Genomic DNA, 23,240 nt, shown 5'->3' on the forward strand with positions numbered 1-23,240 from the left:
GGGGGGGGGGGGGGGGTAGTCGAAAATCAGGCCCCCTTCCGCCTGGGACCGATGTGTGGGGTCTTTTTCCGCACATGCGAATTAAATTTTCGGTCCGAATTAAATTTCGGAGGCGGCCATGAAGCGAGGCCCGAAGGCCGAGACGCCGTCATCGAAGTTGGCACGCGGCACTTTCCAACCTGTTCGCGATGGCGTGAAAACGGAAATCGTCGTTCCCGGCGATCCGCCCGTGATGCCGGACTATCTCACCGCCCCCGCTGTCGACGTCTGGCAGGAAGTCCTGCCCCGCGTGATGTCGGCGGGCGTGACCGAGATCGATAGCGCCATGCTCGCCCGTTACTGCGCACTGGAGGCTCTGGTCCGGCAGGCGTTCAACGACCCAGCCGGTGAGCCGCCCCCAGCAGCCTACCTCACGGTGCTCCGCCAGCACGAAGAATTGCTCCGCATCGCCGGGCCAAAAAGCCGTATCGGCAATGGAGGAAATGCGGATGGCGCAAAGCCGGGCAACCCGTTCAAGCGCAACGGACACCGGGCACGAGCGTGATTATGTCGCCATCGCCATCGCCTATGCCAAGGCGGCGGTGGCGGACAAGAAGCAGAAGCGCCATTGCAAGATGGTCCGCCAGGCCTGCCAGCGCCATCTGGACGATCTGAAGCGCGCGAAGACGAAGGACTTTCCTTACACCTATTCCCCTTGGCACGGGAACGACGTCTGCGACTTCATCGAGAAGCTGCCGCACATCGAGGGCAATTGGTGCAAATGCCCCGACGCCGCTGAAGGCTATCACGATGATCGGTGCGGATGCATCGATCTGGAACCGGCGCAGATCTTCATCCTCTCCACCGTGTTCGGCTGGCGCCGCAAGGATAATGGGCTCCGCCGATTCACCATGGTGTACGAGGAGGTCGCCCGCAAAAACGCGAAATCGACCAAGACGGCGGGCGTGTCGCTCTATTGCCTGTGCTGCGAGAGTGAGACAGGCCCCCAAATCCTGACCGTGGCCACGACGTTCGATCAGGCGAAGAAGGTTTTCCATCCGGCCAAGCGGATGGTGGAGAAACTGCCGGCGCTGCAAGATGCGTTCGGCATCATCCCATGGGCCAAGTCGATCACCTGTGGCGAAAATGGCGGGTACATGCAGCCGCTGCATGCCAAGTCGAAAAGCCAGGACGGACATAACCCGCACCTCGTGACACTGGACGAGTTCCACGCCCATAAGGATCGCGGCCTCTATGCGATCGAGGCGAAGAATAACCCGGCGGCGGAAGGCGAGTTCAAGACGAAGCGCCTGAACGTCTGGACGGGTGCCCTCTCCGCCTGGCTGAACGTCACCCAGTGGACCAAATGTGGCAACCGCGAACTGGCGCTGGAGGATTTCGAGGGACTGGATTGCTGGATCGGCGCTGACCTTTCCAACGTCGATGACCTTTCCGCCATTGTTCTGGCCGCCGTCGATGGTGACGATCGGCTGCTCATCAAAACGTGGTTTTATGTACCGGAAGCGCGGCTGAAGTCCGAAGACACCAACGTCAAGCAGATCACCGAACTCTACAAGCGCTGGGCTGCCGATGGTCATGTGACCCCGACCGACGGCGACTTCATCGACCATCGGAAGATCGAGGACCAGATCCGCCAGCTGAAAGATGCCCTGGCGGCCCGGAAGGCAACGTTCGATCAGTGGAACAGCGGCCTCGCCATGGCGAGCCGGCTCAATGAGGATTTCGGCGAGCCGGATAATCCGTTCGCGGTGCAGATGGCGAAGAACGCGCGGAACGCCACCGACCCGGCCAAGAAGATCGAGGCGCGGGTGAAGGCAGGTCCGCACCGGCTCTGCCACGACGACAACCCGGTGATGACGTGGATGATCGGCAATGCCGTGGTCGACCGCCGCACCGATGGCAGCCTTCTGCCCAAGAAGGAAACGGCGAACAGCCCCAACAAGATCGACGGAGTGGACGCTATGATCAACGCTACCGCTCCGATGCTGCTCCCGGATGACAGCGTCGATGTTGATGACTGGATTGCGAGCTACGCTGCATGACAGGTTACAGGCTTTCCGCGCGCGCAGCGGCGGTCGAACAGCGCTGGCGGACGCCGGTTGAGCGGAAGGACGTCCAGTTTGTCCGCCCCGACATCGTGTCTGTGAAGCGCCTCGCCAGCGGTGACATCCAATACAGCTGGAGCGCTGACGGCAAAGCCCGAGTCGTAACCCAAGAGAGGATGCTCCACATCCGCGGCTTTGGCGGCTCCCCTCTGGGCGGCCTTTCTCCCCTGTCGGTCTGCCGGCGTTCTTTCTCTTCCGCTTCCGCCGTCGAGAGTGCCGCCGCTAAGATCTTTGCGAACGGCGTAATGTCGAGCGGCGTGCTGACGAAGGATGGCGCGCCGTTGAGGCCAGAACAGCGCACCGAACTGGAGCGATTGCTTCAAGAGAAGTATATCGGCGCCATAAACGCCGGTCGCCCTATGCTGTTGGATGGCGGGCTGTCGTGGCAAGCGCTGTCGATCGATCCCGGCGATGCTGAAATGCTGGAGAGCCGCAAGTTCGGTGTCGAGGAAATCTGCCGCATTTTCGATGTGCCACCGCATCTGGTGGGACACACCGAGGGTAATACCCAGCTCGGGAGCAGCATCAAGGAACAGACGCAGGGCTTCATCAAGTTCAAGATGCGTAAGCGTCTGAAGCGCATCGAGGGCGCCGTGGAAATGCAGCTGCTGACCCGCGCCGATATCGAGGCGGGCGTGTCGATCGAGTTCAATATCGAGGGATTCCTACGCGGCGACAGCCAAGGCCGTGCGGAGTTCTACGATAAGATGAAGCCCTTCATGACCATCAACGAAGTCCGCGCTCTGGAGGGCTGGGGGCCTGTTGCTGGCGGGGATCAGATCTACCGTCAGATGCAGGACGAGCCGCTTGGCTCTAAGCCCAGCGACACAAGGGAAATCCCAAATGGATGAACTGGATTTTGCGCTTGATGTGAAGAGCATCAACGATCACGGCGATATCGAAGGCCTTGCTGTCGGCTATGGCAATCTCGACCATGGCGGCGATATCGTCATGCCTGGCGCCATCACGAAATCGATTGCCGGGCGCGCCACCATCCCTATGTTGCTCTATCACGATCAGCAGCGCCCGGTCGGCGTGTGGACCAGCTTCCAAGAAACGAGCGATGGTCTGCGGGTTAAGGGCCGTTTCTCACCCACGAGCGCAGGCCGCGAAGCGCGCGAGGATGCCAAGTGCGGCGCGCTCGGCGGGCTTTCGATGGGTTATAATACGCTCCGCCACCGGATCGAGGGCAAGGCGCGCCAGCTAATCGAAGTCGCCCTGCATGAAATTTCGCTGGTGACCATCGCCATGAACGACCGGACGCGGGTTACCAGCGTCAAGGAAATAGAGGATTTGCAGGCTCGCCTTGCAGCCGGGGATCGGCTGACCGAGCGGCAGATGGAAGCCCTGTTCAAAAAGAGCTTTGGGCTTTCCAATGCAGAGGCGGAACGCGCCGTGCGTCTCCACTTCAAGAAGGGTCAGGGGGAGCCTGACGCCACGGCAGACCCGATGACGGCGCTTTGGGCAGCAATGCGCAGCGCGCCGATCGAAGATCTCACGGGCGAATAAGCCCCCAATCCAAGGATATGACGATGAAGAAGACGATGTTCGTGGGCGCCGCCCACGGCGTGTTTGCGCTTGCCAAGGCAGATGGCTTGGTCTGGACGGTCGTTTCCAGCGGCAATGTGTTCGTCAATTTTGGGCCGGACCCTGTAGCCGGTGCCGGGTGGGGGCATCTGATCCTTGCCGGACAGGCGCGGGATTTCTCTGTCACGACTGTCGGCGAGAAGATCGCCGTCAAGGATGCCTGATGCCCGCGCTCGGCATGGGCCTTAGCCTTTCGCCCGGTGGCAGTGGTGCCGCCCTCCTCTTCGCGATCGGACTGACCCGCAATGGGCAGCCAGTCACTCGATCGTCGCAACCGATAACGAAGGTTCGCTGATATGGCCTATGAACTGACTGTTGCCACGCAATTGGCACAGATTCAGAGTGATCTCGGCGTGCCCGCACCCGTCCTATTGCCCAAGTGGCGGGCGGCCAAGGCGCGCGTTCGCAATGGATCTGCGCGAGCGAAAATAGCCATGGTCGGCCCTTCGACCATGCGCGGGCTTGGTGGTGGCACTGGCGCCGCACCCAGCAACGTTGGCATGATTGCCCGATCGATCCCCACGCGGCTGGCGGAAATCCTAAATGCCATGGGCGTGCCTGCCGAGCAGAATAACGCCATCGGCACGGGCGGCTACCTGTCCAGTGTCAACAGCATGGATCCTCGCGTCGTGGTCGGTGCGAACTGGACGGAAGGCGCGTTCAACCAGGGGACCGTCGGCGGGCGCTATTTCCAGCATCAGGTCGCCAGCCAAGAGGCGATCACGTTCACGCCGCTGATCAATTATAACGCCTTCGACGCCTATTTCCTCCAGACGCCGACTGGCGGCGGTTCCCCAGCGGAAGTTCTGGTGAACGGCGTTGCCGCATCGACCGGGACGTTCGACCTCAACCAGGCGACGCAGGCGCTGTATAAGAAGACGTTCACCGTGACGGACTTCGCATCCCTGTCCACACCGGGGAAGCTGACGATCGCGGCGCGCAAGGCCATCGCCCAGACCAACCGCCTCTGTTTCATGGGCTTCGACTGCTACGACACTACGGCACGAAAAGTCTCGGTCCTCAACCTCGGCTGGGGCAGCAGCAGCGTCACAGACAAGGTGGCTACCACACCGACGCCCGGCTGGAACCACATCAACGCGCTGCCGGTGGTCGCGCCTGATCTGACGATCATCATGGACGGCACCAATGACTGGTGGGGCGGAAAGTCGCTGGCTGCGTTCGAAACAGGATATCAGCAGTTGATCACGGCTGCCAAAACAACGGGAGATGTGGTGTGTTGCACCTTCCACGCCGACGCGCGGACGGACGGCACGCCTGTCACCAACCAGGAAGAGTACAATAACATCATCCGGAAGCTGGCCGCCTCCAACGGCTGCGTTCTGGTCGAGCTGGATAAGCGCTTCGTATCCTATGCGGCGAGCAGCCCGCTAGGCTATTACAGCGACTTCGTACATCTCCGGGACGTGGGCTATCTGGACGCGGCGCAGGCCTTGGCGAGCGTACTGGTGGCAGCTTGATGGCGTGATCCTGATCACGCGCCGACTCGCGGAGACAGGAGTAATCCACCAGCGCGACCCGGAGGCCTTGCAGATGTCCTCCCACTAGCCCGGCCCTCTGACGAAGGTCGGGCTATTTTTGTGAGTGCGGGGCGTAGTCCTATCGCATTGCGGGGTTAAAGAATCGCTCGCAACTGCTCGTGGTCGCTCCTGGCACGACCGATCACACTGGCAAGTTCCAGGCAGCGAATGACATAGCGATGAACAGCAAGGTCCAAATCATCAGGCTGAAAACCAGCGCAGCGGACACCGACATATGTGCCTCCAAATTCGAATCGCCTCACCTCCCTGTGGGGGATGAGAGGTGAGGCTATCGAAGGGCGAACTGAAAGGTCGCAAGCGCCATTACGCGCGGCTGGCCCGCTGGTTCCCGACATTCATGGTAAATTGCCCGGCACTAAAGTGGATCACCTATGTATCAGGCGGCTTCTGGCTCGGCTCCCTCGGCTATCTGCTGAACGTGTCTCAAATAGCTGGTCGCTAAAGCGAGATGGACGCGCTTAGCAGTTGGATCGCTGGTTAGGTTAGCTTTCCGGATTTCTGCTCTGGCCCGGCGTTCGTAATACGCCTTCTCGGAAATATCGCGCACTTTGCTCCTCCTTGAGTTGAACAAAGGCGACCGCCTTGAGAGGTCGCCATCCCTGGGGAGCGCCCCAAGGGACAGACGATATTTAATATTCTGGGAAGTGATTCGACAAGATACGAAAAAATGTCGCCGTCGCGTGCGGCAAGGTCGGGTTAGCTCTCGCCTTCGTGCCTGGGAGGGCTCAATCTGCTCGAATATAGGGGCGCAGGCCAGCGCCGTTCACTCCCCTTCTTCTAGCAAAGCATCCAGCATGGCTGGCCAAATGTCCATTGAGCCCTTGTCACGGACAAGGTCGGACCAGCCTGCGTCGCACATGAAGGCGCTTGGAGTTCTGATCGCGCTTAAAACCGCGCGCACGTCGTCTAGATATGTCGGCCAACGTTGATCCTCCCATTGTTGGATCATCTCTTCCGAGCGCCGGCCATTTCCCGATACATGTAGGCGCGCGAGGGCGCGGGCTGCCCGCTCAAGCGGCGTCATACTGCGACATCCTGACCAAGCGGCTCAACGCGCAGATCCATCTCCATGCATTCCAGAGCCGCATCGAGACGCAGGAGTGTATCAGACACGTCGCGCAGCGTTTCGGCCATTTCTATGGTGGCAAGCGAAGCGCGTTTGATGCCGTAAATCACTTGGGCGGCACTGTCATCATGGGGCATGGCATATCCTCATTGTCAGACGCAGGGCGAGCATAGCTTATACGGGTTAAAATTTGGTCCCAGTAGCGGGTGAACCCCAGGCCGCTCGGCCGCTGGAAAGGGGTAGCTCTCTGTCGCGACCCGGCGGCGTTCCGAATGTCTTCCCACTAGCAACGCCCCCGCGAGGAGGTCGGGCTATTTTCACGGGTCCACGTTGACGACGGCGAGGCACGCCTCAATCGCGTAAGCCGGTTTTCCCGCGACCGCTGAGCGATATCGCGGTCGGGCGTCTGTTCGGGGTGCATATGCCGATCTCCTCTGTTGGTCGGGGATCGGCTTCATAAGCTGTGTATCAGAGGGCTACAGGTAGCGTTCGGTGGCTATGCCTGCCAAGCCATTGCATCATGGTTGATCCCGGCCGAAAAGTCCGAATTGGGGGGTGGGCGCTAACCGCCGGGATCTCGATGAAATGACCAGATCGGCGTGAATTGGTCAAGCAGAGCTACCGCACGATACTGGCAACTCACCGTTCGCCGCACCATCAACTCGTCGCCGCGACGAGTGGGCCGACTTGCCTTTTGCTGTTCACGCATGGCCACAAGAGCCGAGCAATCTCCACGTCGGGGGCGCATGCATCTGCGCCGGCAACCGACCGAAAGGAGATGGATTATGCGAGTGACCGACAATCGACAGGAAATGTACGACGCCGGCCTGAATGATACTCAAATAGCTAAGGCGCTGGGCTTGATCGAAGCGCGATACGTTCATGGCGTCAAACGTGGGGACTTCCGCCAAACGCAAAACACGCCGGTGACTATGCACCTCAAGGCCCTATGCGACACCTGCTTTATGACATGGATTGGAGTACGGCGAGCATCGCGCGCTATCAGGGCGTGTCGGTCACAACAGTCCGCCAGTGGCTGAGCAGTAAGGGGATGGATCGAACTCGCCGGCGCAAGGTGAGTCAGAAAGACCAGAGGCGCGATTTCGAGGTTCTCCAGAATCGCGTCGTGCAGGCGATCGGCACACGCCTCCCGTTCGATATTGCAGCAGATGCCGCTGCCGAGCTGATGCTCGCGGTTATTGAAGGGCAGGTGCCGCTTGATGAGATCGAGAAGCACGGCAGAAAGTTCGGTAGCCGGGCGCTCGATCTATATGCCAACTCCTTCCGGCAGCGCTCGCTGGACGAAGATATCGCGGGCACTGATGGACTACGGGGCGTCGACCTACTAACCGATGAATCCGCAAGCGATTGGCTTGAGGAAATGGGTGCAACTTGGCACTAGATAATTGGCCCCGCCCCGCGGGCGGAGCCGCATCTCTCGCGACGCGAGTTTTTTAGCGCGGATTAATTTCCAGCGAAGAGTCTACCATCGATTTTGAAGTGGCGGGCCCAGTGGCACGTGCTGGCGCCGCCACTGCAACGGGCGCGGCAGCGACCGATGCCTCGGCAGCGGCAGGTACGGCGCGGGCTACGGTGAATGGGATAGGCTCGGCGGTGAAAGCATTGGCCATCTGTCCCGGCAGCATTTGAGCTGACCGCCCGCTGACGAGGATCGAACCCAGCAGCGCCGCAGCCGTATTACCTTTGCCCTCCTGGCGATGAACGCCGCGCAGGGCGTAAGCCCGGCCACGCACATTCACGCTATCGAATTTCACCTCGAATTTGCCAGACTTCCCACCAATCGCCTTGCCAGTCTTCCATGTGATGGTGCCAGCAACCTGGGATCCGCGCGGGATAGCCACAACGCCATCTTCCACGATGTCGTTGACCACTGAAAAGGCGACTTGCGTTCCCACTTCAATTTTCTTTGACGTGATCTCGTCGTTTGGCGTCACCGTAATAAGCGTGCTGGCGGGCAATGCAGTTCCCGTCTGAGCATAGACCCCGGTCGACGCGACCGCAGTGGCCGCGCAAATCATTACTCGAATCATGAAACCCCCAGAATGTCCCCAAGAAACGATAGCTTCCCAGCGCTAAGGATATCAAGCTGTTCCTCTGGCTGTTCGTGATCAAGATCACGCATTGTGATGCAAAATAATACCCGCCGCGAACTGGTCGGGCGGGGTCATCTCGGATAGGTCATGTCGACTAGGCGGCTAGAAGAAACTGCCCCGCATCGAGCGAACGGAACGATACGCGCTCGCCAGCCATAGCCAGAAGGTTCATGGCATCTGCCGGCCAATGATCCTGACTATCGTCATACACCATGATCGGTCGGGCGCGGACCTCTACCGACTGCCGAACGTCCAGGCTCTTAACGATCGCCGCGTTCACAGATGATAGATCAGGGCTGACGGCTTCCAATACGACAACTTCGTTCTCGGTCTGAAGCCCAAAGTCGAACTTCTGCAGCCGGGCCTTGCCATCGACTTTGAAATCCGCGCGACCGGCGGGATACCGTCTCAACATCGTGTTCTTCAGCCTGACATCGAGCGGCAAGCCAGTCTTCACCTTGGCGTGAGCGAGCATGAAGTTGGCGGCTCGCAACGATGCGTCAGCGACCAGGGCGACGGCTAGGCCCACCTGTTTGGGTTCGAAGCCATGACGGAATATTTCGCCAGTGGGCATCAGCTCGAAATTCGTTTCCGCGAGCATCCGCTTAACACCTACATTCGATTTCAACTCGCCGCCGTGCCTCGCCAGTTCATCGAATGATGCGCCGTTGTCATGGACAGAAATCTTTCCGTCACGGAACTGTATGTGGAGACGTATCACGGCGCCAGACGGCATCATTGTATCAGCGCGAACGCTATGCCCATCATGGACGGGCTTGAAGCCGCGGGCATCGCAAAGCGCCTGCCTGATCTCCTGCCAATCCATTAGAACATACCTCCTTGGGTCGGCCATTTGACCGGAAGCCAATCCGGCGATTCTATTCCAACTCGGCTCAGAAACCAAGAAAATGCGGCATCTTTGCCGACGATTTCGCTCGGTAGTGGGATGCAGTAAGGAAGGCTGAACGCCTCGCGCTTTGGTAGATGCCTATTCATTGACCAATCGTGAAAATGCGGCCCTTCGATGGCTTCTCCAGTCACGCGGTTGTTATGCTCCGCCTCCACGCCAATGCACATCCTGGCTATGCAGGGAGGGGCGATGAGAACGGCAACGAGATAATCAGGGTCGGAAAACTTCAGCGTCATCTCCAACTCGATCTGCGAAACGACGCCGTTTGCTTCGATAGGAAGGCGCGCTTTCTGTTCTCCGACGCGCGACGAATGATCGCGCCAGACAGGAGATGCTGGAAGGCGCTTTGCCCGATCGGAAAAGAACGCCTCGATTTCCTCAGCCGTCAACCGAATGCCCCCACTTATCCACAGCTACGATAGGAAATTTCCGCCACCGGCTTTATTGACTTGGCTGCTGCGCGCAAGCCGTGGCTCCCAATCGTCTATGGGACATGGAAGCATGAACGATCAGTCTTGTTGAGTTTTCGGCTTTTGCCGTACCAATCGGCCGGTCTTTGGATCTCGCGTGACCCTACTTCCGGTGTAGGTGGATGACTGCGGATAAATTATCTGGACGTCATGCAGCGCAAACATTCCGTCTCGTTCGGACATAATGTCAAAGTCATGGTTCGCTACGGGCGCAGTGCCACCTTGATCATCGCCGCCGTCACCAGGGTTCCCATGAGCCAGCGATAGATCGAAGCCTCTGCCCGCTCGCTTAGCGAGGGACAAAGCTATACCTCCCACCACCACAGCAACGAGCGGTAAGGCGATCTGAATTGCAGATGGCACGTCCATCACTCTTCCGACCTCATTTCTTGCAGTATGCCAATGGCGAATCCTCCGAAAACGATCCCGCCAAGAGCGCCTGCCACGATCCAATATGGATCGGCATTATCACTGTACCACAAACCGAAGCCCGCGACAAAACAGGCGAGCGAAGCATTATATAGGAACGATGAAGCGGCCTTGAACTGCTCGTTCAATCTTTTTGCGGCGGCCTTCTGGTCCGGCGTCAAATCTTACCCCCTGATTCGATCGGCTGATTATGCAGTCATCTCGCCAAGGAAGTCGAGGGTTCCAACCTCGTTCAACCTTCCGCCTATACGTGCAGGCGCGTAGCTCCCGATCCTCCAGCTCGCGCTCGGCGCTATTCGCTCAGCCAATCGACCTCGGCGTCGTCCAACGCCTCGAAGCTGTCACCCTCCGCGCCCGCTTCCTGAAGCCGCTTGCGCAGTTCGTCGGGAGTGCTCTTGAAGGTGAAGCGCGGATCAGCCTTCGCCTGCTTGGCTAGCGTGCCGATCCAGTCGTCACGCCCGGTTTGCTTCAGCAGCCATTCCGCGAACGTCTGGCCTTGCTCATTCGTCTGCATCCGAGGCGCCCTTCCCCATAACGGCTGATCCGATTCGCTACGCTATCACGTCGCACTGGCCCGACCACCCCGGATAGCACCCGCTGCTCAAATCCCATTCTGAGACCGCAGCAGGGTAAATTTTTATGCCATGGTAAAATCCATGGTATTTCGTCAATAACTCGATAATTTATGGTGCAATATCAATCCTAAAATTGGATAGATTGATAGGCTCCTCCGCTACCAAAGGATCGATGCCCTGAAGCGCAAGGCGCGCGATCAGGCATCCCTTTTTCCAATATTCCTACATCTGGCTTTTGCGCGGGCCAAGGCCCTTCGCCGTCAGCGTGACCATGCGCGATGGTGGCGCGCGGTCACGCTTCAACCCCTGACACTGCCCGCCTCAGAAAAGGCCGGGGACTTCGCTCTGGGCCGGGCTGGGCCGTGCGGGCGAAAGCAGCATGCGCGCATTGCCGGCGGGTGCCGCGACCCGCGTGGACGCGGTCGAGACACTGGCGCCTGCGGAAGCGCGGCCAATGGGGGTGCAACTCCGCCCCGCAATGAAATCGAGCGCCTGGCGGACGGAGGACTCGCGCGGGTCGCCGAGCGGATAGCTGATATCGTCGGTCGCCTGGCACGTCGTCTTCATGCTCGTCGCCAGGCCGCCATAATAGTCGGCATTGCCCGCGCTGTTCTGCGTCGCGAAGGCCACCACGCGCAGCCGGTCGTCGCACGCCGAGCGATCGACTGCGATCTGCCCTACCGGCTTGCCATAGGTGTTGGCACCGATCAGCGCGGCGCGCGCGTCCAGATAGGGGATGAAGGCGTTCATGAGGAGTTCGCTTGCCGATGCGGTCGCACCGCCACCAATGAAAGCGATGCGGGTCGGCTCAATGGATTCGGGTTGCGGCGCAAAATATCGCGTCTCATTCTCCGCGCTCTTTTCCGGCCGGAAGGTTAGGCGGGTCATTACGTCCGTCGTGGCCCGGTTCGCACCGAGCAAGTCGCCAAGCAGTTCCGACGTCGCGAGGAGGCCGCCGCCATTGTAGCGGAAATCCAGGATGATGTCGGTGACGCCCTGCGTCTTGAACATGGCGAAGGCGTCGCGCAGGGGCTGCTCGGCCGGGAAGATGAAGCTGCGCAGGTTCACATAGCCGACCCGGCGGCCGCCATCCTCGATGACTCGCGCGCCATAGCGGCTGGACACCGGCATCAGGTCGAACGCCTTCTTCGTCACCGTCACATTGCGCGTGCCCGTCGCGTCGGCAACGCGCAGGACGCGCGTCGTGCCCGCCGTGTCCGGTCCCAGGGCATCGACCACGGCGTCGGACCCGCCGGCCGCGAAGAGCGAGGAGACGGTGCGCAAATTGCTGCTGCCCGTGCCGATCGCCAAGATTTCGGCACCACGATCGATGCCGGCGTCGAGTGCTGCGCCATTTTCGAAAGCTTCGATGACGAAAAGCCGGGTCTGGCTGGAATCCGTGGCGAAGCGGACGCCCAGACCCGCGCTGGAGCCGGATTCATAATAGGCATTTTCTTCCGCGATCGACGTCCGATAGGTGAAATAGCGGTCGCGGCCCTGCGTTCGCGCACCCTGAGTCAACGCATCGATATAGCTGTCCACACTGGCATAGGGCGTGGGATCGAGCGATGCCGGCAATGTGTCAGGGAAAAGATACCATTCCTTGAGCGTAGCCGCCGCCCAATCCTGCCGCTCCCGCAAGGAACAGGCAGCGGACGGCGTCGGGGTCGGCGCAGGCGTCGGGGCTGACGTGCCGCCAGTGGCGCTGCCCGCACTGCCATCACCGCCCCCGCCACAGGCTGCCATCGTCGCCAGCGCTCCAGCCAGCAACGCCATGCGCGCAACTTTGTATTTCATCAAACCCCCCAATATTTCTCTTCGGATATCAGGAGCATAAATCGACGACAAGTTTATTTCAGAAGAGACGGGCAACGGCTCATATCCCGCCGGACTGGCGCGACCTACGCGAATATCACCGCCTTCCCGCCGGCATCGCCTCGGAGAACTGTTGAATATCCGCTTGCCCATCAGGACAAAGCGGGCCAATCACCCGGCAAAGCCATAATGAGGATATCGGACGGATGAGCTATTATGACGTTCTGATCGTGGGCGCGGGCCATGCGGGGGCGCAGGCGGCGATTTCACTGCGCCAACTGGGGTTCGACGGCACGGTCGGCATGATCGGCGACGAAAAGGATCCGCCCTATGAGCGCCCGCCCCTGTCCAAGGAATATTTCGCGGGCGACAAGAGCTTTGACCGCATCCTGATCCGTCCTGCCGCCTTCTGGGATGAACGCAAGGTCGACATGCTGCTGGGCAAGCGCGTGAAGAGCGTCGATCCCGAAGGCAAGTTCGTCGCCGTCGGCGAGGAAGAGATCGGCTATGGCAAGCTGATCTGGTGTACCGGCGGCAGCCCGCGGATGCTGACCTGCAATGGCGCGGACGCGCATAATGTCCATGCCGTGCGCCGCCGCGACGATGTCGACGCGATGATGGCCAAGATCGACAGCATCGACCATGTCACCATCATCGGCGGCGGCTATATCGGGCTGGAAGCGGCCGCCGTGCTGTCCAAATTCGGCAAGAAAGTCGTGCTGCTGGAGGCGCTTGACCGGGTTTTGGCACGCGTCGCGGGCGAGGAACTGTCGCGCTTCTACGAGGCCGAGCATCGTGCCCATGGCGTGGACCTGCGCACCGGCACGAAGATGGACTGCATCGAGGTGAAGGACGGCAAGGCGACGGCCGTACTGATGGCGGACGGCGAGCGGATCGAGACCGACATGGTGATCGTGGGCATCGGCATCGTTCCGGAAACCGGCCCGCTGATCGCTGCGGGCGCAGCGGGCGGCAATGGCGTCGACGTCGACGAATATTGCCGCACCTCGCTGCCCGATATCTACGCCGTGGGCGATTGCGCATCCCATGCCAACCGCTTTGCCGGCGGCGCGCAGATGCGGCTGGAATCGGTGCAGAACGCCAATGACCAGGCGAAGGTCGCGGTCGCCCATATTCTGGGCAAGGAAGAGGCCTATGACGCCGTGCCATGGTTCTGGTCGAACCAATATGACCTGAAGCTCCAGACCGTCGGCCTGTCGACCGGTTTCGACCAGACGGTGCTGCGCGGCGACCCGGCCAACCGCAGCTTTTCAGTCGTCTACCTGAAGGGCGGCAAGGTGATCGCGCTCGACTGCGTCAATGCGGTGAAGGATTATGTGCAGGGCCGCGCGCATGTGTTGTCGGGCGCGGCGCTGGACGTGGCGCAATTGGCTGACGCCAACGTGCCGCTCAAGGAAGTGGGACTGGCTTGAGGCGACAAGGTCGATATGGGGCGATCCGGTATCGACCATTTGTTGCCGTTCAAGACCGCTGTCACTTATCCCGCAAGCTGCCGTCTCGCGTCGCTGTTAGTGGTAGAGGTCCGGTCGGTAGAGGCGAAACGCCGCCAGTAAATGGCCTAACCGATGACTGGTGCCTGAGAGGTTCAAATACAGGCGACCCACTGCGCTTTCGGGGAGAAATCTACGCGTCATAGTCTGGGGTTGGTAGGCGGGATCAACATATATCATGATCCTCTCGCCCTCTTTGTATTCGTATCGTTTCAGCCCGATGATAGCTTGCCAAGGAATAACGGCGTCAGACCAAAGCCGATATTGGATGCCGTTTTTATCAATTTGCAGGAATGGACCTTTCCAAAGGAACATTCTTACATTGTGGGCCATGAAATAGGTGATGCCGAGCAGCAGCATAATCGCAACTGCTGAGTAATCACTGACACCTTGGGCAACGAGCGCCGCCAAAGGTGCAGCAATGGCGAACCCAAGCAGTGCGCCAGCAACATATGTGCTCTTGCGCGGCGTAATGACTAATCGATGTTGCTTCGTCAAAGAAAAGCGATGACTGAGTTCATCGGTATTGATCTTCCGCGTCTCGCGAACGAATCTGAATACAGCCAGCGCAAAGCCGCCTCCGAAAACTGCGGGGACGATTGTAATGGCCAGGATGGAAGCAAGCATGCCGAAAGCTTACATTAGAGCGAGTTACCACGCTCCTAACCGATTGGCGAGGATTGCGCCCAAACCGGACTGTCCGCTCTCCCCCGCCCGTATCGACGTCTCTGCCGCCGTCGCCGGGCTATCCCCGGAACATCATCTTCGTCGCGAGTTCCCACGGCCCGCCACGATAGTACCAGGCGGCGAGACCGGCGATCGCAAGGGGGCGTGGGCGGAAGTCGCGGCGTAGCATTGCCGCCAACACCTTCGCCTCTTCCGGCGTGACCTTGTTCTGGACGGTGATGTGGAGGCGCGGCCTCGCCTGGTCCTGCGGCGTCAGCAGCCTGGAAAAGGCGTCGGCCAGTTCATCCCGCATCGCCAGCAGCGCCGGGCTGTCGATGCGATAGGCTACGCCCCGCCCCAGCAACACGACTTCCGTCAGCCGGGCATCCGGCGGCCCGCCGGCACAGAGCCGTTTCAGCCGCGCCGCCAACTCCGCCAGCACCGATGGGGGCAGATGGTGGAAGAGCGTGACATGCGCCGGCAGGACATTGCGCTCGGGCGGGAAATGGGCGCGCCGCAGCCCGTCAGCCCAGGCGAAGTCGGATGCTCCCATCAGCGCGGTCACGATGATCGGCGCAGTCATCCGCCCCGTCCCGCGACAGGCCACAGGCGCGCGCGGCCCCGCTTTCGCTCCGGATCAACAGCCTGTATCATCCCGGCAAGACGGCCACGCCATGCCGGGCCGTCTCTATGGGAGGGAAACATCATGTCGGCACCGCGATCCTTCATTGTCATCGCCATATTGTTCCTGCTCTGGAACCTGATGGGGGTCGCGTCCTTCATCATGCAATATACAATGGACATCAACGAATTGGCGAAGACCGATCCGGCGGGCGCCAAGGCTTTCGCATCCATGCCCACATGGTTGTGGCTGGTCTATGCCTTCGCGGTGCTGAGCGGCACGGCCGGGGCCATCGCCCTGCTGCTCCGTCGGCGCAGCGCGGTTCCGCTCTTCCTGCTCTCGCTGATCGCGGTGGTGGTTCAGTTCGGCTTTGTCTTCCTGGTGACCGATCTGATCGCGGCCAAGGGCATAGTGGTGGCGACGGCCTTCCCGATCGTCATCTTCGTGATCGCGATCATCCAGTGGCGCTATGCGACCGCGCAGGCCACCAAGGGGATTATCCGTTAGAGCAGGAACGATCCGATTGCATCGACTCGGCTACTCCAGATCTTTGTTTTGCCGCGTTTTCCGGGTCAGCGGGTAATTCCACCTGCTTGGAAAACACTCCAAACCCCATCCGTCCGCTTCGTGCGCGTCGACAAAACGGCTGGCGCAGCGCTTGATGTTCAGCTGCGCCGGACCCGGCCTTGCCTCATTTCTCGATGCGCCCGATCGAACGGAGAATGGCGGTCACAGCTCGCCGCGGGCGCGCCTGATCTCGAACCATTTGCGCACGTTTTCATTATGCTGCTGGTAGGTGTCGGCAAAGATATGGCCACCCTTCCCGTCCGCGACAAAATACAGCGCGTTCGTCTCTGCGGGGTGCAGCACAGCGAGGATGGAAAGTCGGCCCGGATTGGCGATCGGCCCCTTGGGCAGGCCGGTCATGGCATAGGTATTGTAATCGTTCACCGCCGCGATTTCCGACTTGCGGATGCGGCGCCCCAGCGGCTTGCCCTTGGTGATCGGATAGATGATGGTCGGATCGGCCTGAAGCATCATGTTCTTGCGCAGGCGGTTGCTGTAGACGCCCGCCACCGCCGGCCGTTCCGACGCGACGCCGGTTTCCTTCTCCACGATGCTGGCAAGGATGATCGCTTCCTTCGGCGTCTTCGCGATCGTTTTGGAGGCGCGATCGGCCCAGAGCTGGGCCAGCAGCTTGTCCATCGCGCCCTGCATGCGCCGGAGCACGGCAGCGCGCGGCTCACCCTTTTCGAAGGCATAGCTGTCTGGCAACACGCTGCCTTCTTCAGGCACCTGGATATCGCCCGTCAGCTCTTCATTCGCCATCAGCCGCTCATAGACCAGAATGGAAGGCATGCCTTCGGGTATGGTCACGAGCCGGGTGAGCGTCTTGCCGCCCTGAAGGATGGCGAGGATGTCGCTGTTGCTGGCGCCGGCGGGAATGATGAATTCGCCTGCCTTGATCGACTTGCCTGCGCCGAAGACCTTGGCGCGAGTGAGGAAGGCGTCGGCCGAACGCACTGCGCCTGCCTGTTTCAGCAGCACCGCCGCGTCGGACAGGGTCGCCCCTTCGGGCACTGTAATCGCGATCTTGTCGGTGGCCGGCCCCTGCTCCGTCCAGCCATGGACGAAACGGAAGGCGACGAAGGCGGCGACGGCCAGGCCGATCAGGAGAATGATACAGCCAAGCCGCCGCATGAGGATGTCCTCAGATCGCCTTCATGATGAGCGAGGCGTTGGTGCCGCCGAAGCCGAACGAGTTGTTCAGCACCGCCCGTACCTTGCGCTCCTTGGCGACGTGCGGGACGAGGTCCACGCCCTTGCAGCTTTCGCTCGGCTCATCGAGGTTCAGCGTCGGCGGCACGATCTGGTCGCGCATGGCGAGGATGCAGAAGATGCTCTCCACCGCGCCCGCGCCGCCCAGAAGATGGCCGATGGCCGACTTGGTCGACGACATCGACATAGTGCTGAGGTTGTCGCCGAACAGGCGCTTCACCGCACCCAGTTCCAACTCGTCGCCCAGCGGGGTCGAGGTGCCGTGCGCGTTCACATAGTCAATGTCTTCGAGGCTAAGGCCAGACTTCTTGAGCGCCATCTGCATCGAGCGGAATCCGCCATTACCCTCCGGATGGGGAGCGGTGACGTGGTAGGCGTCGCCCGACAGGCCATAGCCGATAACTTCGGCATAGATTTTCGCGCCACGCTTCTTGGCATGCTCATATTCTTCAAGCACGACCACGCCCGCGCCTTCACCCATGACGAAGCCGTCGCGGTTGACGTCATAGGGACGCGACGCCTTTTCCGGCGTGTCGTTGAAGCCGGTCGACAGCGCGCGTGCCTGGGCGAAGCCGGCGATGCCGATCGGGCAGATCGCGCTTTCCGCGCCGCCCGCCAGCATGACGTCGGCATCGTCCATCGCGATCATGCGCGCGGCATCGCCAATCGAGTGAGCGCCGGTCGAGCAGGCGGTCACGACCGCGTGGTTCGGACCCATCAGGCCGTATTTGATCGACACTTGCCCTGAGATCAGGTTGATCAGGCGGCCATGGACGAAGTGCGGCGACACGCGGTTCGGCCCCTTGTTCGCCAGCACCAGCGATTCGCTTTCGATGCCCGGCAGGCCACCGATGCCCGAACCGATCGAGCAGCCGGCGCGCAGACGCTCTTCTTCCGACATGTTGTCGAGACCCGCGTCGCGCAGCGCTTCGCTGGCAGCAGAGATGCCGTAGACGATGAAGGGATCGACCTGACGCTGGATCTTGTGATCGACATCCAGCGATGCATCATAGCCATATTCATGGTCGGCGGGCTTCACTTCGCAGGCGATGCGGCACTTATACTCGCTGGCGTCGAAACGCTGGATCGTGGCCGCGCCCGATTTGGACGCGATGATGTTCTTCCAGCTGGTTTCGACATTCCCGCCCAGTGGGCTCACCATGCCAAGGCCGGTTACGACGACACGACGCATATCCTAGCTCCGAAATATATGGGCTTTGTGCCGCCCATGTAGCCATTTGAAACGCGCTTGTGAACGGCGCGCCAGATACGAAAAGGCTCCCCACGCTCGGCAAAGGCCGGACAGGAGGAGCCGTCTCTTATGCGTAAGCGCAGCCTTTCCCTGGAGGGATCAGGCCGGAAAGCGCCTTACTGCTTGCTGTCGATATAATCGATGGCATCCTTGACGGTGGCGATCTTTTCAGCCGCATCGTCAGGGATTTCAACGCCGAATTCTTCTTCGAACGCCATGACCAGTTCGACGATGTCCAGGCTGTCCGCGCCCAGATCGTCGATGAAGCTGGCGTCCTCGGTCACCTTCTCGGCTTCGACGCCCAGATGCTCGACGACGATTTTCTTTACGCGATCCGCGGTCTCACTCATGAGTGGTCCTTCTTACTGGGTATCGTTGATGGTTCTGAACAACCGTTAAGGCAGCCCTAGTGCCAAGCCCCGATAGAGGCAAGAGGCAAGGCCGCCAAGCCCCTTCGTTCGGTCGTAACGTGGATTATGCAACAAAAGCAGGCCGGAACAAGGTGGATAATACGCCAGAAACCGAAATTTCAGCCATTTGCGCCTGGCTATCGGCATCGCTGCCCGCTTTTGCATGGACCCGGCCGCGACGTGAAGACCTGTGCGTCGGGCGTACAGCTTGCGATCCCGGCGGGCCCTTCCACCTACGCTTAAAAGCCCATGAGATGGCGGATTCGCATAACCCACCGCCAGAAACCGCCGCTTAAGCCTTCCAAGCGACCGGTTGGAGGCCGATCAAGCCCAGACGCCCCAGACATGGGACTGGTCGACACATGTTCTGATGCAAGATCAGGGCCTCGCGATGCTTCCTGTCGCCGGAATATCCTAACGACAATACCCCTCCTGCCCCGGTGCTATGATAAGGCAGTCCTGCTTACCGGCGAGATATTTGAAGCCCGTTTCATCGCCTTTGCCCGGCCGGATCGCCAGATCCTTGCCATCGCGGACGAAACGAATGGTCGATCCTTCGGCCACGCCGTCATAATCAGCCTGCCGATCGAGATTATCCTTGTTGGCGATCGCATAATGGCCCGGCTTGCCGTCGGGCGAAGGCTGGATGTCCAGGAACAGCCCCTCCGGCCCGGTCCAGCGGCCGACCCAGTCGTCCGTCGGCAGGCCCCCGACATCATTGCCGGCCGCGCCCACTGCATCGGGTTCCTCGATATTTTCAACGGTGGTTACAGCGGCAGTGCCATTGTTCGCAGCATTGCCATCTTCGGTCGATTTGGCGCACCCCCCCAGCAGCATCAGGGCAGCGATGCCGGACAGGCCAATGACGGGCGAAGAAACGCGCTTCATCCATAATCTCCTTTTCGATCATTCAACCGAACCGACGAGTTGCCGCTTCGATCCCTGCTAACAGCTCACAAGTGCGACTCGCCACGTCTTGCCAGTCGGCCACTCTGCGGCCAAAGGTCGATCCAAGGGGAAAGATAATGAACGCAAGCAGGGGGAATAAAGGGGGCGATTCGCGGCCAAGGGCGCGGTTCGTACGCGAAGCGCCGGATGTGCGGCGGCAGGCGTTGATTGAAGCGACAGCGCGCTGTCTCGCTGAAAAGGGCGTAGGCGGCACGTCGGTCCGCGCCATCTGTGCGCAGGCGGGCGTATCGTCAGGCCTGCTCACCCATTATTACGACGGCGTCGATGCGCTGATCCTGGCCACCTACGTCGATGTTGGCACGCGCGTTTCGGCGGCGCTGGACGCCGCAATTCAGGCGGCCGGCGATGATCCGCGCGACCGGCTGCGCGCCTGCCTGCAAGCCAATTTCCGCGAACCGATCTTGGACCCCGATCTGCTGGCGACCTGGATCGCCTTCTGGAGCCTGGTCAAGTCCGACTCAAAAATCGCCGCCGTCCATGCAGAGGTTTATCGCGGTACCCGCGCGCAACTGGAAGAACTCCTTAAGGCTGCCGCACCTGCGCTGTCGCCTTCGCAGACGCGGATTGCAGCGATCAGCCTTACCGCACTGGTCGACGGACTGTGGCTGGAACTGTGCCTCGACAGATCGGCTTTCTCGCCCGATGAAGCCCAGGCCATGGTTGAGGTAGCCATGGTGAAAGCATTGCAGATTTAAGACGATAGGATCGATCAGTCAGATTCTGTCTGATCGCTTTTCTCACTTAACACATCCGAGAAAAGCAATTTCCCTCGAATCGACCGCATCCCTACATGGGACTTCGCAACCGCAATATTCTCAAGCAGGAAAAGGACAGCCTATGGCTCTCATCAACACCCCCCTGAAGCCCTTCTCGGCCACCGCCTACAAGGAAGGCAAGTTCGTCGACATCACCGACGCCGACGTGAAGGGCAAGTGGGCCGTCTTCTTCTTCTATCCGGCCGACTTCACCTTCGTCTGCCCGACCGAACTGGAAGACCTGGCCGACATCTACCCGACCCTCCAGAACATGGGCGTGGAAGTCTATTCGGTGTCGACCGACACCCATTTCAGCCACAAGGCCTGGCACGACACCTCGCCGGCGATCGGCAAGATCAACTATTACATGGTCGGCGACCAGAACCACGCGCTGGCGACCCAGTTCGATGTCCTGCGTGAAGGCGTTGGCCTGGCGGACCGTGGCACCTTCGTGCTCGATCCCGAAGGCGTGATCCAGCTGGTCGAAATCACCCCCGAGGGCGTGGGCCGCAACGCTGCCGAACTGCTCCGCAAGGTGAAGGCGCTCCAGTATTGGGCCAGCCATCCGGGTGAAGTCTGCCCCGCCAAGTGGGAAGAAGGCGAAGCCACCCTGGCCCCGTCGCTCGACCTCGTCGGCAAGATCTAAAAGCGATTTCAAGTCAGATGGAACATCTGACGACTCGGAAATCGCGCTGACGGGTGAATGGGTTATGGGGCGGCACAGCCGGCACATAACCCATATCCTGATCAGGCACCTGCCGGGCCGGGTCGAGAATACTCCCTGGCCCGGCAGGATTTTATACGGATTTTCATCGCTATGCTGCACGCCGGGCCTTCGGGTCGCACCATCCCGGCGACATCATAGTCGCGTGCCCCGAGCCGGCGCGCCCAACCCATGGAGACAGACAAGATGTTGGACGCAAATCTCAAGGGCCAGCTCAAGGCCTATATGGCGAACATCACCCAGCCCATCGAGCTGGTGGCGTCGCTGGACGATGGCGCGAAATCGCATGAACTGGGTGAATTGCTGAACGAGATCGCCGAACTGTCGGACAAGGTCAGCGTGACCACCGGCAGCGACAAGCGCAAGCCGAGCTTCATGATCCGCCGTACGGGCACCGATATCGGCGTAACCTTCGCCGGCATCCCGATGGGCCATGAATTCACATCGCTGGTGCTGGCGCTGCTCCAAGTCGGCGGTCATCCGTCGAAGGCGGCGCAGGATCTGATCAGCCAGGTCAAGAATATCGACGGCGATTTCGCCTTCGAAACCTATTTCTCGCTGTCCTGCCAGAACTGCCCGGATGTGGTGCAGGCGCTGAACCTGATGAGCGTGCTCAATCCCCGGATCAGCCATGTCGCGATCGACGGCGGCCTGTTCAAGGACGAGGTCGAGGCGCGCAAGATCATGGCCGTGCCGACCGTGTTCCTGAACGGCGAACCCTTCGGTCAGGGCCGCATGGAACTGGAGCAGATCGTCGCGAAGATCGACAGCGGCGCCGAAGCGCGCGCCGCCGAGAAGATCAAGGCGCAGGATCCCTTCGAAGTGCTGGTGATCGGCGGCGGCCCCGCTGGTGCGGCGGCGGCCATCTATTCGGCGCGCAAGGGCATCCGTACCGGCGTGGCGGCGGAGCGCTTCGGCGGTCAGGTACTCGACACGATGGACATCGAGAATTTCATCTCGGTATCGCGCACCGAAGGGCCGAAGCTGGCGTCGGCGCTGGAAGCCCACGTCAAGGATTATGACGTCGAAATCATGAACCTGCAAGAGGCAGCGAAGCTGGTCACGGCAAGGCAAGAAGGCGGCTATCATGAGGTCATGCTGGAAAATGGCGCGTCGCTGAAGGGGCGCACGATCATCCTGTCCACCGGCGCCCGCTGGAGGCAGATGGGCGTACCCGGCGAGGATGAATATCGCAACAAGGGCGTCGCCTACTGCCCGCACTGCGATGGCCCGCTGTTCAAGGGCAAGCGCGTGGCGGTGATCGGCGGCGGCAACAGCGGCGTCGAGGCGGCCATCGACCTGGCCGGCATCGTCGCCCATGTGACGCTGATCGAATATGACAGCCAGTTGCGCGCTGACGCCGTGCTCCAGCGCAAGCTCGCCAGCCTGCCCAACGTCAAGATCATCACCTCTGCGCTGACGACCAAGGTGGACGGCAATGGCGAGCGCGTGACGGGCCTCAGCTACAAGGACCGCAACCACGGCACCGAGCATGATGTCGAGCTGGAGGGTATTTTCGTCCAGATCGGGCTGGTACCCAACACCGAATGGCTGAAGGACGCGATCGCCTTGTCGCCGCGTGGCGAGATCGAGATCGATGCGCGTGGCGAAACCAGCCAGCCAGGTATCTTCGCGGCGGGCGACTGCACGACCGTGCCCTACAAGCAGATCGTGATCGCCATGGGTGCGGGATCGACGGCGGCTTTGTCGGCCTTCGACTACCTCATCCGCCTGCCGGAGAGCGAAGAGACTGCGCAGGCAGCCTGATCCGGCTGGATTGAGGTGAACTGATCGAGCGGCCGGTCCGGGAACGGATCGGCCGCTTTTTTGTGGGACGGCGAGGTGCGACGAGAGGATGATCGACGCGCCCAGCGCCCGTCACCCCGGCCTTGAAACAATGCTCGAGACTGTCCCATTCCTAC

26 protein-coding genes are annotated in these 23,240 nt (G+C 60.7%); 12 read left to right on the top strand and 14 right to left on the bottom strand.

The window, feature by feature from the left end; translation table 11 throughout:
• The first annotated feature begins 118 nt into the window (after positions 1–118).
• From VMR39_RS06520 to VMR39_RS06545, 6 genes are all read left to right on the top strand, one after another.
• The gene (locus VMR39_RS06520; protein ID WP_325415178.1) at positions 119–544 is read left to right on the top strand and encodes a hypothetical protein; all 426 of its coding nucleotides are present in this window, start codon (positions 119–121) and stop codon (positions 542–544) included.
• Entirely contained in the window at positions 489–2,042 is a 1,554-nt protein-coding gene (locus VMR39_RS06525) for a terminase large subunit (protein WP_325415179.1), read from the top strand. Before VMR39_RS06520 ends, VMR39_RS06525 begins: the two co-directional genes overlap by 56 nt.
• Positions 2,039–2,956: a phage portal protein gene (locus VMR39_RS06530; protein WP_325415180.1), complete on the top strand. Its 918-nt coding sequence runs from the start codon at positions 2,039–2,041 to the stop codon at positions 2,954–2,956. The genes VMR39_RS06525 and VMR39_RS06530 overlap by 4 nt, the downstream gene beginning before the upstream one ends.
• A complete protein-coding gene (locus VMR39_RS06535) occupies positions 2,949–3,614 on the top strand; it encodes an HK97 family phage prohead protease (RefSeq protein ID WP_325415181.1) in 666 nt (221 codons plus the stop codon). Before VMR39_RS06530 ends, VMR39_RS06535 begins: the two co-directional genes overlap by 8 nt.
• Positions 3,615–3,637: 23 nt before the next feature.
• Complete coding sequence (locus tag VMR39_RS06540) at positions 3,638–3,856, top strand: hypothetical protein (RefSeq protein WP_325415182.1); 219 nt, start codon at positions 3,638–3,640, stop codon at positions 3,854–3,856.
• A 270-nt stretch (positions 3,857–4,126) separates the two neighbouring features.
• A complete protein-coding gene (locus tag VMR39_RS06545; RefSeq protein ID WP_325415183.1) occupies positions 4,127–5,170 on the top strand; it encodes an SGNH/GDSL hydrolase family protein in 1,044 nt (347 codons plus the stop codon).
• A gap of 844 nt (positions 5,171–6,014) precedes the next feature.
• Here VMR39_RS06545 and VMR39_RS06550 read toward each other — a convergent pair.
• Positions 6,015–6,275, bottom strand: a complete 261-nt coding sequence (locus VMR39_RS06550) for a hypothetical protein (protein ID WP_325415184.1) — start codon at positions 6,273–6,275, stop codon at positions 6,015–6,017.
• Positions 6,272–6,454, bottom strand: coding sequence for a hypothetical protein (locus VMR39_RS06555; protein WP_325415185.1), 183 nt, complete (start codon positions 6,452–6,454; stop codon positions 6,272–6,274). The genes VMR39_RS06550 and VMR39_RS06555 overlap by 4 nt, the downstream gene beginning before the upstream one ends.
• An 812-nt stretch (positions 6,455–7,266) precedes the next feature.
• Here VMR39_RS06555 and VMR39_RS06560 point away from each other — a divergent pair.
• Positions 7,267–7,719 (top strand): hypothetical protein, encoded by a 453-nt coding sequence (locus tag VMR39_RS06560; protein WP_325415186.1) that lies wholly within the window; start codon positions 7,267–7,269, stop codon positions 7,717–7,719.
• A 52-nt stretch (positions 7,720–7,771) separates the two neighbouring features.
• On the opposite strand, the gene VMR39_RS06565 is transcribed toward VMR39_RS06560, so the two are convergent.
• The 6 genes from VMR39_RS06565 to VMR39_RS06590 all read right to left on the bottom strand — a co-directional run bounded on the left by VMR39_RS06565 (position 7,772) and on the right by VMR39_RS06590 (position 12,612).
• A complete protein-coding gene (locus VMR39_RS06565; RefSeq protein WP_325415187.1) occupies positions 7,772–8,368 on the bottom strand; it encodes a hypothetical protein in 597 nt (198 codons plus the stop codon).
• A gap of 157 nt (positions 8,369–8,525) precedes the next feature.
• Positions 8,526–9,257 (bottom strand): hypothetical protein, encoded by a 732-nt coding sequence (locus VMR39_RS06570; protein WP_325415188.1) that lies wholly within the window; start codon positions 9,255–9,257, stop codon positions 8,526–8,528.
• Positions 9,257–9,730, bottom strand: a complete 474-nt coding sequence (locus tag VMR39_RS06575; RefSeq protein WP_325415189.1) for a hypothetical protein — start codon at positions 9,728–9,730, stop codon at positions 9,257–9,259. Before VMR39_RS06575 ends, VMR39_RS06570 begins: the two co-directional genes overlap by 1 nt.
• A 449-nt stretch (positions 9,731–10,179) precedes the next feature.
• Complete coding sequence (locus VMR39_RS06580) at positions 10,180–10,401, bottom strand: hypothetical protein (protein WP_325415190.1); 222 nt, start codon at positions 10,399–10,401, stop codon at positions 10,180–10,182.
• A 131-nt stretch (positions 10,402–10,532) separates the two neighbouring features.
• Positions 10,533–10,754 carry a hypothetical protein gene (locus VMR39_RS06585; protein ID WP_325415191.1) on the bottom strand — a complete coding sequence of 74 codons (222 nt, stop codon included), beginning with the start codon at positions 10,752–10,754 and terminating at the stop codon, positions 10,533–10,535.
• A 382-nt stretch (positions 10,755–11,136) separates the two neighbouring features.
• A complete protein-coding gene (locus VMR39_RS06590; RefSeq protein ID WP_325415192.1) occupies positions 11,137–12,612 on the bottom strand; it encodes a S41 family peptidase in 1,476 nt (491 codons plus the stop codon).
• Between the two features lie 224 nt (positions 12,613–12,836).
• Here VMR39_RS06590 and VMR39_RS06595 point away from each other — a divergent pair, with 224 nt between their 5' ends.
• Positions 12,837–14,063 (top strand): FAD/NAD(P)-binding oxidoreductase, encoded by a 1,227-nt coding sequence (locus VMR39_RS06595; RefSeq protein ID WP_325415193.1) that lies wholly within the window; start codon positions 12,837–12,839, stop codon positions 14,061–14,063.
• A gap of 96 nt (positions 14,064–14,159) precedes the next feature.
• Here the strand turns inward: VMR39_RS06595 and VMR39_RS06600 are convergent, their stop codons facing one another.
• Both VMR39_RS06600 and VMR39_RS06605 read right to left on the bottom strand, forming a co-directional pair.
• Complete coding sequence (locus VMR39_RS06600) at positions 14,160–14,768, bottom strand: hypothetical protein (RefSeq protein ID WP_325415194.1); 609 nt, start codon at positions 14,766–14,768, stop codon at positions 14,160–14,162.
• Between the two features lie 118 nt (positions 14,769–14,886).
• The gene (locus VMR39_RS06605) at positions 14,887–15,390 is read right to left on the bottom strand and encodes a 2'-5' RNA ligase family protein (protein WP_325415195.1); all 504 of its coding nucleotides are present in this window, start codon (positions 15,388–15,390) and stop codon (positions 14,887–14,889) included.
• Positions 15,391–15,513: 123 nt separating this feature from the next.
• On the opposite strand from VMR39_RS06605, the gene VMR39_RS06610 reads away from it, so the two are divergent.
• On the top strand, positions 15,514–15,936 hold the full coding sequence (locus VMR39_RS06610) for a sugar transporter (RefSeq protein ID WP_325415196.1): 423 nt from the start codon (positions 15,514–15,516) through the stop codon (positions 15,934–15,936).
• Positions 15,937–16,158: 222 nt separating this feature from the next.
• Here the strand turns inward: VMR39_RS06610 and mltG are convergent, their stop codons facing one another.
• The 4 genes from mltG to VMR39_RS06630 form a co-directional block, all read right to left on the bottom strand.
• On the bottom strand, positions 16,159–17,130 hold the full coding sequence (gene mltG, locus VMR39_RS06615) for an endolytic transglycosylase MltG (RefSeq protein ID WP_325415197.1): 972 nt from the start codon (positions 17,128–17,130) through the stop codon (positions 16,159–16,161).
• A 10-nt stretch (positions 17,131–17,140) separates the two neighbouring features.
• Positions 17,141–18,400, bottom strand: coding sequence for a beta-ketoacyl-ACP synthase II (fabF, locus tag VMR39_RS06620; RefSeq protein WP_325415198.1), 1,260 nt, complete (start codon positions 18,398–18,400; stop codon positions 17,141–17,143).
• Between the two features lie 176 nt (positions 18,401–18,576).
• Positions 18,577–18,810 carry an acyl carrier protein gene (locus VMR39_RS06625; protein WP_007689016.1) on the bottom strand — a complete coding sequence of 78 codons (234 nt, stop codon included), beginning with the start codon at positions 18,808–18,810 and terminating at the stop codon, positions 18,577–18,579.
• Between the two features lie 474 nt (positions 18,811–19,284).
• Positions 19,285–19,758 (bottom strand): hypothetical protein, encoded by a 474-nt coding sequence (locus VMR39_RS06630; protein WP_325415199.1) that lies wholly within the window; start codon positions 19,756–19,758, stop codon positions 19,285–19,287.
• Between the two features lie 137 nt (positions 19,759–19,895).
• Here VMR39_RS06630 and VMR39_RS06635 point away from each other — a divergent pair, with 137 nt between their 5' ends.
• The 3 genes from VMR39_RS06635 (at position 19,896) to ahpF (ending at position 23,085) form a co-directional block, all read left to right on the top strand.
• Positions 19,896–20,534, top strand: coding sequence for a TetR family transcriptional regulator C-terminal domain-containing protein (locus tag VMR39_RS06635; RefSeq protein WP_325415200.1), 639 nt, complete (start codon positions 19,896–19,898; stop codon positions 20,532–20,534).
• 142 nt (positions 20,535–20,676) lie between these two features.
• Positions 20,677–21,240, top strand: a complete 564-nt coding sequence (ahpC, locus tag VMR39_RS06640; RefSeq protein ID WP_325415201.1) for an alkyl hydroperoxide reductase subunit C — start codon at positions 20,677–20,679, stop codon at positions 21,238–21,240.
• A gap of 264 nt (positions 21,241–21,504) precedes the next feature.
• The gene (gene ahpF / locus VMR39_RS06645) at positions 21,505–23,085 is read left to right on the top strand and encodes an alkyl hydroperoxide reductase subunit F (protein WP_325415202.1); all 1,581 of its coding nucleotides are present in this window, start codon (positions 21,505–21,507) and stop codon (positions 23,083–23,085) included.
• Positions 23,086–23,240: the final 155 nt, after the last annotated feature.

Origin of the sequence: Sphingobium sp., from assembly GCF_035511395.1 — a bacterium.
Classification (GTDB): Bacteria; Pseudomonadota; Alphaproteobacteria; order Sphingomonadales; family Sphingomonadaceae; genus Sphingobium.